This window comes from Streptomyces sp. NTD107 (genome assembly GCF_059510435.1).
This window is the reverse complement of record NZ_JCAJZV010000007.1, coordinates 113087-126857: the sequence shown is the minus strand read 5'-3', so window position 1 is coordinate 126857 and position 13771 is coordinate 113087. Positions and strand designations below refer to the sequence as shown.

The window sequence follows — 13771 nt, the reverse complement described above, 5'->3', positions numbered from 1 at the left end:
GCACCCCCCGCACTCACATCGCGCAGTTCTGGCTGTCCACGGGAGCCGTGGCGGTGGCGCCGCGCTCGATGGTGTCCTGGATCTCGTCCAGGGTGAGCGCGTACCCGGTGCTGGGATCGTCCAGGGACTTGGCGAACACCACCCCGTACACCTCCCCCTCCGGGGTGAGCAGCGGACCGCCCGAGTTGCCCTGCCTGACCATCGAGTACAGCGAGTAGACATCGCGGTTGACCGTGCCCCGGCGGTAGATGTCGGGGCCGTTGGCGGTGAAGCGCTCACGCACCCGGGCCGGGCGGACGTCGAACGGACCGCTCTCCGGGAAGCCGGCCACGATGGCGTCGTCGCCGGTCAGCGCGGACCGTTCGCTGAACTCCAGCGGCGGCGCGTCCAGTCCTGGCACATCCAGGACCGCGATGTCGGACTCCCAGTCGTAGAGCACGACCCGGCCGTCGTACAGCCTGCCCTCGCCCCTGATCTGCACGGTGGGCTCGGTGACCCCGCCCACCACATGCGCGTTGGTCATCACCTTGTCCTCGGCAAAGACGAAGCCGCTGCCCTCCAGCACCTTGCCGCAACCGGACGCGGTGCCCGAGACCCGCACGATGGAGCCGGCCGCCCGCTCGATCACCGGGCTGCCGGCCAGCGCCGGATCGGGCGGCGCGACCCGGGTCATCGGCTCCTTGGTGAAGGGGTCGAAGACCTGCGGAAGACCGTGCTGGGCGAGAATGGCCGAAAAGTCATTCATCCAGCTGCGGGCGTCGATCGGCATCACCTGCGTGACACCGCGCAGCACCCGGGAACTGCGCACCTCGTGTCCCACCGTGGGCAGGGTGGTGGTGGCCAGCGCGGTGCCGATCAGCCAGGCGACCAGCAGCATGGCCATGACGTTGATCAGCGCGCCGCCGGTGGCGTCCAGCGCCCGGGCCGGGGACCAAGTGATGTGCCCGCGCAGCCGGTTGCCCAGGTGGGTGGTGAGGGCCTGCCCCGAGCAGGCGCACACGATGACGATGACGACCGCCACGATGACACCCACCGGCCCGGGTTCGGCGCCGTCGCTGAGCCGGTTCCAGACCACGGGGAGGGTGTAGAGGGCGATGAGCCCGCCGCCGAGGAAGCCTGCGACGGAGAGCATCCCCACGACGAAACCCTGCCGGTAGCCCACGACCGCGAACCACACGGCGGCCAACAGCAGCAGCACGTCGAGCATATTCATGCCCGACACGCTCTCATGTATGGGGAGTTCATGCCCCGGGTGCGAGAGGTATCTCCCGATCGGCGTCCCACGGGCGCTCCCAGCCCGCGAAGTGCAGGATCCTGTCGATCACCCCGGCGGTGAACCCCCACACCAGGGTCTCGCCGACCTGGAAGCAGGGGCCCCGGTAGCCGCTGGGGTGAATCGCGCTGCCACGCCGGGCGGGGTCGGCCAGCTCGGCGACGGGCACCGTGAACACCCGGGCGGTCTCGCCCGGGTCCATCGGCGTCACCGGGGTGGGCCGGTGCCACCAGCCCAGGACGGGGGTGACGGTGAAGTCGGAGACCGGGATGTACAGCCGGGGCAGCACGGCGAAGATCCGTACCCCGGCGGGGTCGAGGCCGGTCTCCTCCTCGGCCTCGCGCAGCGCTGCGCGCAGCGGGCCGTCCCCCGCCGGGTCGCCGTCCTGCGGATCGAGCGCGCCACCCGGGAAGGACGGCTGGCCGGCGTGCGCGCGCAAGGAGCTGGCCCGCTCCAGCAGGAGCAGTTCCGGGCCCTGCGGGCCGGCCCCGAACAGCACCAGGACGGCGGAGGGCCGGCCGCCGTGCGGGGGCGGCAGCCAGCGGCTGAGCTGCCCGGCCCGTACGGTCGTGGCGGCGTCGGCCAGTGGCTCCAGCCAGGAGGGCAGCCCCTCGGCGCTCACCCGCACCGTCGACGACTCGGCGCGGCGGGCGTCACGGGGGGTCATACGGTGTTCCCTTTCGCTGGGTGGCAACGGCGATACGGGGGGCGCGGTGCGGGGCAGGGCGGGTGCCGCCCGGCGGACGCGGCCCGGGTGCTGAGCACCGGTGGTGTGGTGCCGGGGCGATAGTGCGGTACTCGGTGGTGCCGACAGTACGGTGCCCGCCGCCGGCGCGGTGACCGGACCGCACCGGGCCGGACCGGCGTCAACCGGGCGAGGTGCCCGGCAGTGCCGGCTGTACCGTGCCCGGCGTCAGCCAGGAGGGATACCCGGTGGTGCCGGCGTGGCGCCCTCGCCCGGACCGGTGCCGGCCGGGAGGGATGCCCGGCGGTGCCCGCCGTACCGTGCCCGGCCCCGGCCCGGCCGGCGTCAGCCGGGTGGGGTGCCGGTGGCCGGGGCGGGTTTGCCCGGGTAGTCGGGCGGGGGGTTGAGCCGCTGGCCGGGGTAGCCGCCCATCTCGTACTTCAGCAGCTTCCTCGCCTTCTCGGGGTCGGTCTCGCCCTCCCCGTAGGAGGGACACAGGTGGGCGATGGGGCAAGCGCCGCAGGCCGGCTTGCGGCTGTGGCAGATCCGGCGGCCGTGGAAGATGACGCGGTGCGAGAGCATCGTCCACTCCTTCTTGGGGAAGATCGCCCCGACCTCGGCCTCGATCTTGTCGGGGTCGGTCTGCTCGGTCCACTTCCAGCGCCGCACCAGCCGCTGGAAGTGGGTGTCCACCGTTATCCCCGGCCGGCCGAAGGCATTGCCGAGCACCACATGGGCGGTCTTGCGGCCGACCCCGGGCAGCGAGACCAGGTCCTCCAGCCGGCCCGGCACCTCGCCGTCGAAGCGGTCGCGGAGCGCCGTCGACAGCCCTATGAGCGACTTGGTCTTGTTGCGGAAGAAGCCGGTGGGGCGGATCAGCTCCTCCACTGCGGCCGGATCGGCGTCCGCCATCGCGGCCGGGGTGGGGTAGGCGGCGAACAGCCGGGGGGTGGTCTGGTTCACCCGCAGGTCGGTGGTCTGTGCGGACAGCACCGTGGCCACCAGCAGCTGATAGGGGTTCTCGAAGTCCAGCTCGGGGTGGGCGTAGTAGTAGACCTCGGCCAGCTCCCGGTTGATCTTGCGAGCCCGGCGCACCATCGCCGTACGGCTCTCCGGCTTGGCCGCCGCCCCGCCGCCCGTCCGGCCACCGCGTGCGGGCTTTCGTGCCGGTTTCGCCGGCCCGGCCGCACCGCGTTCGCCATCAGCGGAATTCCCGGTCGCGTTCACCCTCCCGGCCTCTCTTCCTGGTCTCTCCGGGTGGCCCAGCCCCGTACGTTCACAGGGCCGTTGGCCACCCGGCCAGCGTAAACGGCGGCGCCGACAATCGTGGGGCGCTCGCCTCATACGTCACCCGAATCAGCCCCTGGCGCTGTCCGGGCTTTCCCGGTAAGTCAAACTTGTGACTGATAGCACTGCTGTGGTGTCCGGCATGATGAGGGGTGCATGACCCGTCACGGCCTGGCCGACAAGGAGAGAGAACTCGTGGACGACGTTCTGCGGCGCGCCCCGCTCTTCGCGGCGCTCGATGACGAGCAGGCCGCTGAGCTGCGCGGCTCCATGACCGAGATCACCCTGGCCCGGGGTGAGACCCTCTTCCATGAGGGCGACCCGGGCGACCGCCTGTATGTCGTCACCGAGGGCAAGGTCAAGCTGCACCGCACCTCGCCCGACGGCCGGGAGAACATGCTGGCCGTGCTGGGCGCCGGTGAGCTGATCGGCGAGCTGTCCCTGTTCGACCCGGGCCCGCGCACCGCCACCGCCACCGCGCTGACCGAGGTACGGCTGCTGGGCCTGGGCCACGGCGATCTCCAGCCCTGGCTGAACGTCCGGCCCGAGGTCGCGGCGGCGCTGCTGCGCGCGGTGGCCCGCCGGCTGCGCCGTACCAACGACAACATGTCCGACCTCGTCTTCTCGGACGTCCCCGGCCGGGTCGCCAAGGCGCTGCTCGATCTGTCGCGGCGCTTCGGCGTGCAGTCGGACGAGGGCATCCACGTGGTGCACGACCTCACCCAGGAGGAGCTGGCCCAGTTGGTGGGCGCCTCCCGGGAGACCGTCAACAAGGCGCTGGCCGACTTCGCGGCCCGCGGCTGGCTGCGCCTTGAGGCCCGTGCGGTGATCCTGCTGGACATCGAGCGGCTGGCCCGCCGCTCACGCTGAAAGCCGTACAAGCACATCGGCACGCCCTCCCGGGGCGGCCGGTGTGCTTCTTGGTGCCCGCCGCCGGGAGGAGGCGGCCGGATCGCCGGCACCGTACGCGCTATCGATCAGACAGGCCCTGGCCTTCCGAGTCCGGAATGAGTCCGTGCTCGCGGAGATAGTCGAGCTGGGCGAGGACCGACAGTTCGGCGGCCGGCCACACCGCGCGGTCCACGTCCGCGTAGACGTGCGCCACGATCTCGGGGGCGGTGCGGTAGCCGTCCTCGACGGCGCTCTCGACCTCGGCGAGCCGCTTGGCGCGGTGCACCAGGTAGTAGTCGATGACGCCCCGCGCGTCGCGCAGCACCGGGCCGTGGCCGGGCAGCACCGTACGGACCGCCTCCTCCTCGGTGAGCCGGCGCAGCGCGCGCAGCGAGTCGAGGTAGTCGCCGAGCCGGCCGTCCGGGTGGGCGATGATCGTGGTGCCGCGCCCGAGCACGGTGTCGCCGGTGAGCAGCGCGTCGTCGGCGGGCAGCAGGAAGGACAGCGAGTCGGCGGTGTGGCCTGGGGTGCCGATCACTCGCAGTTCCAGGCCGCCTGCGGTGAGGACGTCGCCGGCCGTGAGCCCCTCGTCGCCGAGCCGCAGCCGGGGGTCGAGGGCGCGGACCGGGGCGCCGCCGGTCAGCTCGGCGAACCGGGCGGCGCCGCCGCAGTGGTCCAGGTGGCCGTGGCTGAGCAGGGTGTACGCGACCCGGCGGCCGGCCTGCTCGACGGCGTCGGCGACCGCGCGCAGATGGGTCTCGTCGTCGGGGCCGGGATCGAGGACGATGGCCTGGTCGGAGCCGGGTTCGGCGAGGATCCAGGTGTTGGTGCCGTCCAGCGTCATCACGGAGGGGTTGGGCGCGAGCACGCAGGTGGCGCGCTCGGTGGCCGGTCCCGCCGGTGAGCCGATCCGGGGCGCGCCGGGCAGCGCGGACGCGTCGCTCATCTCTCCACCCGCTTCTCGAATTCGTCGTGTCCCGGCCAGCTGAGGACGAGATGTTCGCCTTCGGTCCGCACCTGTACGAGTACGGGGTCGACGGCGGGCGGCGGTGCGGCGCCGTCGGCCAGTTGCCGGAGGGTGGCGACGGTCGGCGGCATCATGATCAGCTCGCCGCGCGCGTAGCCGGCGAGGGCGTCGGCGGGGGTCAGCCAGACGGTGCGGTCCGCCTCGGTGGAGGCGTTGCGGGTGCGCTGGCCGGGCGGCAGCGCGGCGCTGAAGAACCAGGTGTCGTAGCGGCGCGGCTCGAACTCGGGGGTGATCCAGCGGGCGCGGGCGGTCAGCAGGTCGCTGCGCAGCGCGAGGGAGTGGCGGGCGAGGAGGCCGGCGAGGGACAGCTCGCGGGCGGCGAGGGCGGCGCGGTCGGCCTCCCAGGTGGGCCCTGTGGTGTCGCTGACCACGGTGCCGGGGTCGCCGTCGGGGCCGGCGAGCAGGACGCCGGACTCCTCGAAGGTCTCACGGACGGCGGCGCACACGATGGCCTGCGCGCCGTCCGGATCCACCCCGAGCCGCGCGGCCCACTCCTCGCGCCCTGGCCCGGCCCAGGCCACCGCGTCGGCGGCGCCGTCGCGCGGATCGACACCGCCGCCGGGGTAGGCGTACACCCCGGCCGCGAAGCCCATCGACTGCCGGCGGCGCAGCATGAAGACCTGCGGTCCGCCGGGCCCTTCGCGCGTCAGCAGCACGGTGGCGGCCCGCCTGGGCACGGCGGGCGTGATCCCGCCACGGACGAACTCCCGTACCCGCCCGGCCCACTCGGCGGGGAACCACTGGCCGTTTCCCATGCGGGGATGCTATCCGGGCCCGATGGAGAGAGGATGGACAAAGGGGACACGAACGAGGAGACGGTGGCCATGTCGAAGCACCGGGCGCAGCACGAACGGGAAGCACTCGGTCACGGAAAGCATCCGCTCACCCGGGAACGGGTCAGGGAGGCCGAACACCAGGCCCGCGCGGTGGCGGCGAAAACCCACGGCAAGACGCAGAAGGCGACGGTGAAGCACCGTTCACGGCTGACCTGAACAACCTGGCACCCGAGCGGTCCGCGCACCCACCCTGACGGGTCCGGGACCGGGTGCGCAGGCTGAACTTCCGTGGACATGCCGCGAGAAGTACGGATCGAGCAGTCGTTGACCCGGGCCATTCCGCGGCTGACCCTGCGCACCGGCCGCCATCGGTGGTGTTCCCTTTCGGGTGGGAAACCCGGGCGTTACGGCGTGGCGCACCCGGCGGCCCTGCTGATCATCGCCGGGCTGGTGATCGTGGTGATCTGCCACGTGACCGTACAACCTACGGCACGGCGCTCGCGGCGGCCGGGGTGCTGGCGGCACTGATGGCCTGGATGACAGGTGGCGCTGGGTGCTCCGGCCCGGATCGGCTGAGCCGGCCGGTCCGGCGGGCCTTCAGTCGAGGTTCTTCTCCAGCGCCTCGATGTAGCGCCGCACCGGGTGGTCCCGCAGGGCGTCGCTCGCCGGGGCCAGCGCGTCGGCCGTCAGGCCCTTGGCCCGGTCGCCGAGTCCACCGAGCAGCGACATGTTCTCCCGCACCCGGCCGGCGGAGTCGATGTACCGCAGGGTCTCCGCGTGCGTGTACGCCGGCTCCGGCGGCAGTTGCGGCACCACGTCGTTGTTGTTGACGAAGCGGAACATCCGCTGCCCGAAGTCCTGATCGCAGGCCGCCGCCAGCAACCGGTCGCAGGTACGGGGCTGGCCGTACGTGTAGACGCCGTCGGCCAGCAGCCGCGGTTCCTCCAGCCGCAGCCGGGCCCCCGCCAGCATGGCGAGCGCGCCGCCGAGGCTGTGCCCGGTGAACCACACGGTCTGCCCGTTGTCCCGGAACTCCCCGAGAGTGTCCCGCACCTCGGGAAAGACGGAATCCAGCGCCTGCGCGAATCCGTAGTGCACATAGCCGGTGCCACCGGGCCCCGGCCACGGCGGGGTGGTGGCGTCGGTCAGCCAGTCCTTGATCTGGGCCGGCTCCGTACCCCGGAACGCCGTGATGATCATCTTGTCGCTGCCCATGGTGTACGCCTGGGTGTCCTGGAGGGGGAACGGTGGCGTGAACCGGGTCTCGTGGTGCCGCAGCCGGTCGAACCCCCAGCCCTGGGCCTGTTCGCCGATGGTGGGCTGGTCCTTGTACGCCAACTCGGCGGCCCGGGCCAGCCCGTAGGCGAGCGGCAGGCTGTACGCGTGGGCGTCGTGATCGATCGTGGTGGGTACGGGCACCGGTGGTCTCCTCTGCGCGGTCAACGGAACCCGACCGTCGTACCGCCTCCCCCGCCGCACGGTCCGGCGCCGCGCTGCGGACTCACCCGAACGGTCAGGGCGTGGCGGCGAGATGGCCCTCGATGAGGCTCACTCCGATCAGCGGGCGCTCCCACAGGGTGAGGAGTTCGTTGGCGAGGGCCACCACCGGCAGCGGGTGCTGATCGCCGTGGGTGATGATGGCCGCGGCCGACAGAGTGGGTGGGACGGCTCCGGCGTCCAGCAGCAACCGCCATTCCGGCGGGGCGAGTTCCAGGAACTCAAGACCGGTCAGCCCGGTGATCTCCAGCGGGTCCGCGAGCGTGCCGGGGTAGGCGCTGAGGGTACGCAGCCGGGGCAGCCCCGTAACGGCCGCCAGGCTGAACGGCTCGCCCTCCCACACGCCGAGGCTCAGCACCTCAAGACCGGGGTGCGCGGCGGCCTCGACGCTGTGCAGCGAGGCGTGGTTGACCCAGGCGACCGGCGGCGGCCGGTCCTCGGCGCCGGCGCCGGCCGGCTGCTCGTCGCGGCGCCGGTCCAGCACCAGGTCGGTGAGGGAGTCGGCGATCAACTCGGCGCCGACGTTGTCCTCGTGGCCGATCATGATGATCTGCCCCAGGTGCCCGCCCGGCCCCGGGGTCAGATCGACGGCGAGCCGGTCGCCGCCGCCGTTGTCGCCGAACACGATCCAGCCGGGCGAGCCGGCCAGCCCCTGTACGGCGGCACCGGGCGGGGTGTCGACCGCCTCCAGCGCGCCGAACCGCCACGGGCAGGGCCGGGACGCGGCGTCGGCGACGTACAGCTCCTCCAGCGGGAGGAGTTCGCAGCCGACCGCCGAGCAGACGCGTTCCCCTGTCACGTAACGGGTCACCCGGTAGAGCGCCTTGAGTTCTTCGGGCAGGGGGACGCCCAGCCGGGCCTCGGTGGCGGCGATCTCCGCCTCGGTGGCGCCCATGGCGTCGGGCAGCCGCTCGCGCAGCGTCCGCTCCAGTGCCACCGCATCGGCGGACGGGGCCGGCCGCGCCCCCGCCGCCGCCGGTTCGGGAAGCCGGCGCCAGGGCGCGGGAACCGCCCCCTCCACCAGCAACAGCGAGCCCGGGTCCGGGCCGTCGATCAGCCGGAGCGTGGCCCGGCCGGCCGGGGAGATCTCCGCCACGAAGGAGACGCTGTCGACCCCGGACTCCTTCAGGACGTCCCGCATCCGCTGCACCGCGTCGAACTCGGCCTGGACGTCCTCGACCTGGGCGGCCCGCCCCGGCCGGGGCGCGGGGCGCCGCAGCGGCAGGCTCCACGCGGCCGGGCTGATCCACCCGGTCACCCAACCGCCGGGGGCGGCAAGGCGCTGCGCGTTGTTGTCGCGCATGAGCCGCAGCAGCGGTTCCCAGGTCGCAAACTCAAAGATCGATGACACGAGCCGATTATCACGCCTGGCACGACCCGTCCGGCCCAGGACATCCCCCGTCGCAGGCGAGGAACAGCACCGGGGAGCCGGCCGGAAGCTCGCCGGGTCCGGCCAGTTCGGACAGCGCCGGCGGGAGGGACGCGGCCGAGGTGTCGCCCGGCTCAGCGGCCGGCAGCCGACGGCCGGGCAAAGCTCAGGGGCCCGATCCATGATCTGGATCGGGCCCCTGGTCTGTCGGGGTGGCGGGATTTGAACCCACGGCCTCTTCGTCCCGAACGAAGCGCGCTGCCAAGCTGCGCCACACCCCGGTGCAGCGAGGCTTACTCTACCCGGCCGGGGGGCTTACGCGAAATCCGGTTTCGGCGGGGGCTCAGCTGTCGCGCGGGGTCAGGGTGAGGAGGCTGGCCTCCGGGGGGCAGGCGAAGCGGACCGGGGTGTAGCGGTTGGTGCCGCAGCCCGCCGAGACGTGGAGGTAGGAGCGTTCGCCCGCCGACTCGTGGGTGGACAGCCCCTTCACCCGGCCCGGGTCGATGTCGCAGTTGGTCACCAGCGCCCCGTAGAAGGGGACGCACAGCTGCCCGCCGTGGGTGTGGCCGGCCAGGATGAGGGGGTAGCGGTCGGCGGTGAAGGCGTCCAGGACCCGCAGGTACGGGGCGTGCACCACCGCCAGCGACAGGTCGGCGCCGGGCTCCGGGCCGCCCGCCACCTCGCCGTACCGGTCCCGCTTGATGTGCGGATCGTCCAGGCCGGTCAGCGCGATCTCGGCGCCCGCCGTCTTGACCCGGCCGCGGGTGTTGGTGAGGTTCACCCAGCCCGCCTCGTCGAACGCGTCGCGCAGCTCCCACCACGGGTTGCGCGGTACGCCCACGGCCGGCGCGTTGCCGTTGAGGCCGTGCCGGCCCTGGACCCGCTCCACCAGGTAGCGGCCCGGGTTGCGCAGCTTGGGCGCGTAGTAGTCGTTGGAGCCGAAGACGTACGCGCCCGGGTACTCCATGAGCGGGCCGAGCGCGTCGAGGGTCTCCGGGACGCCCTCCGGGTCGGAGAGGTTGTCGCCGGTGTTGATCACCAGGTCGGGGCGGAGAGCGGCCAGGGACTGGAGCCAGCGCTGCTTCTTGCGCTGGCCGCCGACCATGTGGATGTCGGAGACCTGGAGGATCCGCAGCGGGCGCATGCCCGGCGGGAGGACCGGCACGGTGACCCGGCGCAGTCGGAAGGACCGCACCTCGTAGCCGGCGGCGTAGGCGAGGGTGGCGGCCCCCAGGGCGGCGATGCCGAGCGGGGCGGCGTAGCGGGCGCGCATGCGTCCCATCGTAGGCAGCCCGGGGTGGGGCTCCGTACCGCCTGACACAATAACGGCATGACCACGTTGAAGTCCCGGCTCCACGACGACCTGACCACGGCGATCAAGGCGCGCGACGAGCTGCGCTCCGGCACGCTGCGGATGACGCTGGCCGCGATCACCACCGAGGAGGTCGCGGGCAAGACGGCCCGTGAGCTGTCCGACGACGAGGTGCAGAAGGTGATCACGCGGGAGGCGAAGAAGCGGCGCGAGGCGGCCGAGGCGTTCGAGAAGGGCGGCCGGGCCGAGTCGGCGGCGAAGGAGCGGGCCGAGGGCGAGGTGCTCGCGGAGTATCTGCCGCAGCAGCTGAGCGACGCGGAGCTGACGGCGATCGTGACGGACGCGGTCGCGCAGGCGAAGGCGGGCGGCGCCGAGGGGCCGCGGGCGATGGGGGCCGTGATGAAGATCGTGTCGCCGAAGGTGGCAGGCCGGGCGGAGGGCGGCCGGGTGGCCGCCCTGGTGAAGCAGGCGCTGACCGCGGGCTGACCTGACGGCGGCGGGGCGGTGGTCGTACGTCGACCACCGCCCCGCCGTTCGCCGTGACCCGCTCAGCGGTCAGCGGCCCCAGCCGCCGCCCCAGTCGAAGTCGCCCCAGTCGCCCAGGTCGATCCCGCCGTTGCCGTTGCCGTTCCCGTTGCCGCTGCCGTTGCCGCCACCGTTGTTTCCGTTGTCCCGGTCGCGGTCCCGGTCGCGGTCGCGGTCCCGGTTGCGGTCGTTGTCGCGATCGTTGTCGTTGTTGTTCCGCTGGTCCTGCGCGCGCGGCACGTCCACCTCGTTGAACTGCGAGGCCGGTACGTCCGCCAGCGCCCCGGTCATCGCCTGCCGCCAGATCGGGCCGGCCACGCTGCCGCCGCCCGCCTTCTCCCAGAAGGTGCCGGCGATGGTGATGCGCTCCATGGGGATCAGCTCCGCGTCGCCGCCGACCCGTACCGCCGTGGCGATCTCCGGGGTGTAGCCGACGAACCACACGTTCTTGCGGTTGTCCGAGGTACCGGTCTTGCCGGCGTTCTCCCGGTCGGTCAGGCCGGCGGTGCGGCCGGTGCCGTCCTCGACCACGCCGCGCAGCATCATGTTGACCGTGTCGGCGGTGTGCTCCGACATCACCTGGGTGCAGTTGCCGTCCGGGACGTCCAGCGCGTTGCCGTTGCTGTCGGTCACCTCCAGGATGGCCACCGGCTCGCAGTAGGTGCCACGGTTGGCGAACGTCGCGTACGCGTTGGCCATCATCAGCGGGGTCGTCTCCAGACCGCCCAGCGTGGCGGACGGGCTGGCGGGCAGCGGCTGGTCGTTGCCGCCCATGACGCCCATCTTCCCGGCCATGGTGACGGTCTCGCACACCCCGATCCGGCGCTCCAGGTCGGCGAAGTAGGTGTTCACGGACTGGGCGAGGGCATCGGTCATGTCCCAGGTGCCCTTCATGTCCTCCCGCTCGTTCTGCACCGACCACTCGCGCTCCTCGGCGGAGCCCAGCGGGTTGTTCTCGCAGTTGCGGAAGTCACTCATCGGCAGCGTGATCTTCCGCTCCGAGGTGTACGTCTCGGCCGGGCTGATCCCGGCTTCCAGGGCCACCGCCGCCGTGATCGGCTTGAAGGTCGAGCCGGGCTGGAAGCCGTACGTGGTACCGCCCATGGAGCTGGAGACGTTCAGGTTGAGCGTGGTCTCGTTGGCCGAGATGTCCAGGCCGTACGGGCGGGACTGGGCCATCGACAGGATGTGCCCGGTGCCGGGCTGGACCTGGACGACGGCCGCCGTCACCTGGTCGTCCTCGTACGCGCCGTCCTTCGCCGCCTGGGCCGCCGCGGCCTGGGCCTTGGGGTCCAGGGTGGTGCGCACCCGCAGGCCGCCGAGCCGCCACAGCTCGCTGCGCTCCTCCTCGGTCTCGCCGAAGACGGGGTTGTTGAGGATCTCCTTGCGCACGTAGTCGCAGAAGAAGCCGGCGTCGTGGACGGCGGTGATGCAGCCGTTCTGGGGGCGGGAGACGTTCAGGCCGAGGTCCATCTCCTTGGCCTCGTCCGCCTCGGCCCGGGTGATGTCCTTGGACTCGACCATCTTCTCCAGCACGGTGTTGCGCCGGTTGAGCGCCTTGTCCGGGGAGTTGACGGGGTCGTACGCGCTCGGGGACTGGACGAGGCCGGCCAGCAGCGCCGCCTCGTGCAGTTCGAGCTCGGCGGCCGGCTTGGAGAAGTACCGCTGCGAGGCGGCCTCCACCCCGTACGCCTGCTGTCCGAAATAGGTGATATTGAGGTAGTTGGTAAGGATTTCGTCCTTGGTGAGCTCCTGCTCCAGCTGGATCGCGTACTTCATCTCGCGGATCTTGCGGCCCATGCCCTCCGCGCCGCTCTGCGTGGTGGCCTCCGCCACCGCCTCCGCGTCGTCGCCCGCCTGCTCCACGAAGACGTTCTTCACGTACTGCTGGGTGAGCGTCGAGGCGCCCTCCTGGACGCCGCCGGAGGTGACGTTGCGGTTCAGTGCCCGCAGCAGGCCCTTGGGGTCGATCGCGCCGTGCTCGTAGAAGCGCGCGTCCTCGATCGCCACCAGTGCCCGGCGGACGTACGGACCCATCTCGTCCGCCTCGATCACCGTGCGGTAACGGGAGTACACCTCCGCGATCTTGTTGCCCTCGACGTCGAGGATCATCGTGCTCTGGCTCAGCGGTGGCCGCGTGAGCTCGCTCGGGATCTCGTCGAAGGTCTGCACCGTCCCCTTGGCGGCCAGCCCCAGGGCGCCGACGGCCGGCAGCGCCAGCCCCGCCAGCACGGCCCCGGACAGCACGCTGACCCCGAGGAACTTGGCCATCTGCTGAGTCGTGCTCAGCCCGCCTCCCGGGCGCTTTCTACCCATGGGAGCAAGCGTAAGCGGTCAAACGCCGGACAGCGGGCCGGGTGTTCGTTAGGCTGCCCCTACATCGGACAAAGCAAGAGCCGTCAAATGATCTTCACTCGTCGGAGTGGGAATCGGGAATCGCTCTTGTCATATGCCTCTGCGCGTTGCTATCAGCAACCCTCGTCCGAAATGCGGATCTTGTTCGGGCTTCACTCACATGGGTGATGAGGGATTCCCCCTAGTCCGAACGGGCCATCCAAGATTAGGCCCACTGGGGGTGTTGCGCCCCCGCCGCCTTCCGTAACGTCCTCAACCGGCAAGGGTGAATATGCCACTTGCCGCCGTGGGGGAGCCTCGATTCGGGATCGGGAGAGGACGGCATCGGGCCATGAGCTGGGTCATCGACTGGAGTGCGCAGGCCGCCTGCCACGACACAGATCCGGACGAACTATTCGTACAGGGCGCGGCACAGAATCGCGCCAAAGCGGTGTGCACCGGCTGCCCGGTGCGCACCGAATGCCTCGCCGACGCGCTCGACAACCGCGTGGAATTCGGCGTCTGGGGCGGCATGACCGAACGGGAACGGCGCGCGCTGCTGCGCCGCCGCCCCACGGTCACGTCCTGGCGCAGACTGCTGGAGACAGCCCGCTGCGATTACGAGAACGCTGACGAGAGTGACGGAGGTTACGCGGCTACCGGGTAGCCGGTGGAGGGCTTCCGAAGGGCAGTTTGCCCGGTGCGATGATCGACAATCCCCGCGGGGTGAAGATTTCCGCCGGATTCGCCGCCCCCGCCCGGGGCGGCGGCCCTCACCTGGGCGGACGGGCCAGG

13 protein-coding genes and 1 tRNA gene are annotated in these 13771 nt (G+C 71.9%); 4 read left to right on the top strand and 10 right to left on the bottom strand.

What is annotated here, in order from left to right; translation table 11 throughout:
* Positions 1–13: 13 nt before the first annotated feature.
* The 3 genes from AC5WRL_RS16290 to nth all read right to left on the bottom strand — a co-directional run bounded on the left by AC5WRL_RS16290 (position 14) and on the right by nth (position 3185).
* Positions 14–1213 carry a MarP family serine protease gene (locus AC5WRL_RS16290; protein ID WP_496089251.1) on the bottom strand — a complete coding sequence of 400 codons (1200 nt, stop codon included), beginning with the start codon at positions 1211–1213 and terminating at the stop codon, positions 14–16.
* 28 nt (positions 1214–1241) lie between these two features.
* Positions 1242–1940: an NUDIX hydrolase gene (locus AC5WRL_RS16285; protein WP_496089250.1), complete on the bottom strand. Its 699-nt coding sequence runs from the start codon at positions 1938–1940 to the stop codon at positions 1242–1244.
* Between the two features lie 363 nt (positions 1941–2303).
* Positions 2304–3185 carry an endonuclease III gene (gene nth / locus AC5WRL_RS16280; RefSeq protein WP_496089249.1) on the bottom strand — a complete coding sequence of 294 codons (882 nt, stop codon included), beginning with the start codon at positions 3183–3185 and terminating at the stop codon, positions 2304–2306.
* Positions 3186–3440: 255 nt separating this feature from the next.
* Here nth and AC5WRL_RS16275 point away from each other — a divergent pair, with 255 nt between their 5' ends.
* Complete coding sequence (locus AC5WRL_RS16275) at positions 3441–4115, top strand: Crp/Fnr family transcriptional regulator (RefSeq protein ID WP_030735429.1); 675 nt, start codon at positions 3441–3443, stop codon at positions 4113–4115.
* A gap of 100 nt (positions 4116–4215) precedes the next feature.
* On the opposite strand, the gene AC5WRL_RS16270 is transcribed toward AC5WRL_RS16275, so the two are convergent.
* Positions 4216–5082: an MBL fold metallo-hydrolase gene (locus tag AC5WRL_RS16270; RefSeq protein WP_496089248.1), complete on the bottom strand. Its 867-nt coding sequence runs from the start codon at positions 5080–5082 to the stop codon at positions 4216–4218.
* Positions 5079–5918, bottom strand: a complete 840-nt coding sequence (locus AC5WRL_RS16265) for an NUDIX hydrolase (protein WP_496089247.1) — start codon at positions 5916–5918, stop codon at positions 5079–5081. The genes AC5WRL_RS16270 and AC5WRL_RS16265 overlap by 4 nt, the downstream gene beginning before the upstream one ends.
* Before the next feature lie 33 nt (positions 5919–5951).
* Between AC5WRL_RS16265 and AC5WRL_RS16260 the strand changes: the two genes are divergently transcribed.
* Entirely contained in the window at positions 5952–6155 is a 204-nt protein-coding gene (locus AC5WRL_RS16260) for a hypothetical protein (RefSeq protein ID WP_496089246.1), read from the top strand.
* 381 nt (positions 6156–6536) lie between these two features.
* Here the strand turns inward: AC5WRL_RS16260 and AC5WRL_RS16255 are convergent, their stop codons facing one another.
* The 4 genes from AC5WRL_RS16255 to AC5WRL_RS16240 all read right to left on the bottom strand — a co-directional run bounded on the left by AC5WRL_RS16255 (position 6537) and on the right by AC5WRL_RS16240 (position 10078).
* Positions 6537–7358 (bottom strand): lipase family protein, encoded by an 822-nt coding sequence (locus AC5WRL_RS16255; RefSeq protein ID WP_496089245.1) that lies wholly within the window; start codon positions 7356–7358, stop codon positions 6537–6539.
* A 94-nt stretch (positions 7359–7452) separates the two neighbouring features.
* Positions 7453–8787 (bottom strand): SMI1/KNR4 family protein, encoded by a 1335-nt coding sequence (locus AC5WRL_RS16250; protein ID WP_496089244.1) that lies wholly within the window; start codon positions 8785–8787, stop codon positions 7453–7455.
* Between the two features lie 225 nt (positions 8788–9012).
* A tRNA-Pro gene (locus tag AC5WRL_RS16245) sits at positions 9013–9086 on the bottom strand.
* 62 nt (positions 9087–9148) lie between these two features.
* Complete coding sequence (locus AC5WRL_RS16240; protein ID WP_496089243.1) at positions 9149–10078, bottom strand: metallophosphoesterase; 930 nt, start codon at positions 10076–10078, stop codon at positions 9149–9151.
* Between the two features lie 57 nt (positions 10079–10135).
* Here AC5WRL_RS16240 and AC5WRL_RS16235 point away from each other — a divergent pair, with 57 nt between their 5' ends.
* Complete coding sequence (locus AC5WRL_RS16235; RefSeq protein WP_496089242.1) at positions 10136–10603, top strand: GatB/YqeY domain-containing protein; 468 nt, start codon at positions 10136–10138, stop codon at positions 10601–10603.
* 69 nt (positions 10604–10672) lie between these two features.
* Here the strand turns inward: AC5WRL_RS16235 and AC5WRL_RS16230 are convergent, their stop codons facing one another.
* A complete protein-coding gene (locus AC5WRL_RS16230) occupies positions 10673–12958 on the bottom strand; it encodes a transglycosylase domain-containing protein (protein WP_496089241.1) in 2286 nt (761 codons plus the stop codon).
* Positions 12959–13328: 370 nt separating this feature from the next.
* Here AC5WRL_RS16230 and AC5WRL_RS16225 point away from each other — a divergent pair, with 370 nt between their 5' ends.
* On the top strand, positions 13329–13643 hold the full coding sequence (locus tag AC5WRL_RS16225; RefSeq protein ID WP_496089240.1) for a WhiB family transcriptional regulator: 315 nt from the start codon (positions 13329–13331) through the stop codon (positions 13641–13643).
* The last annotated feature ends 128 nt before the right edge of the window (positions 13644–13771 follow it).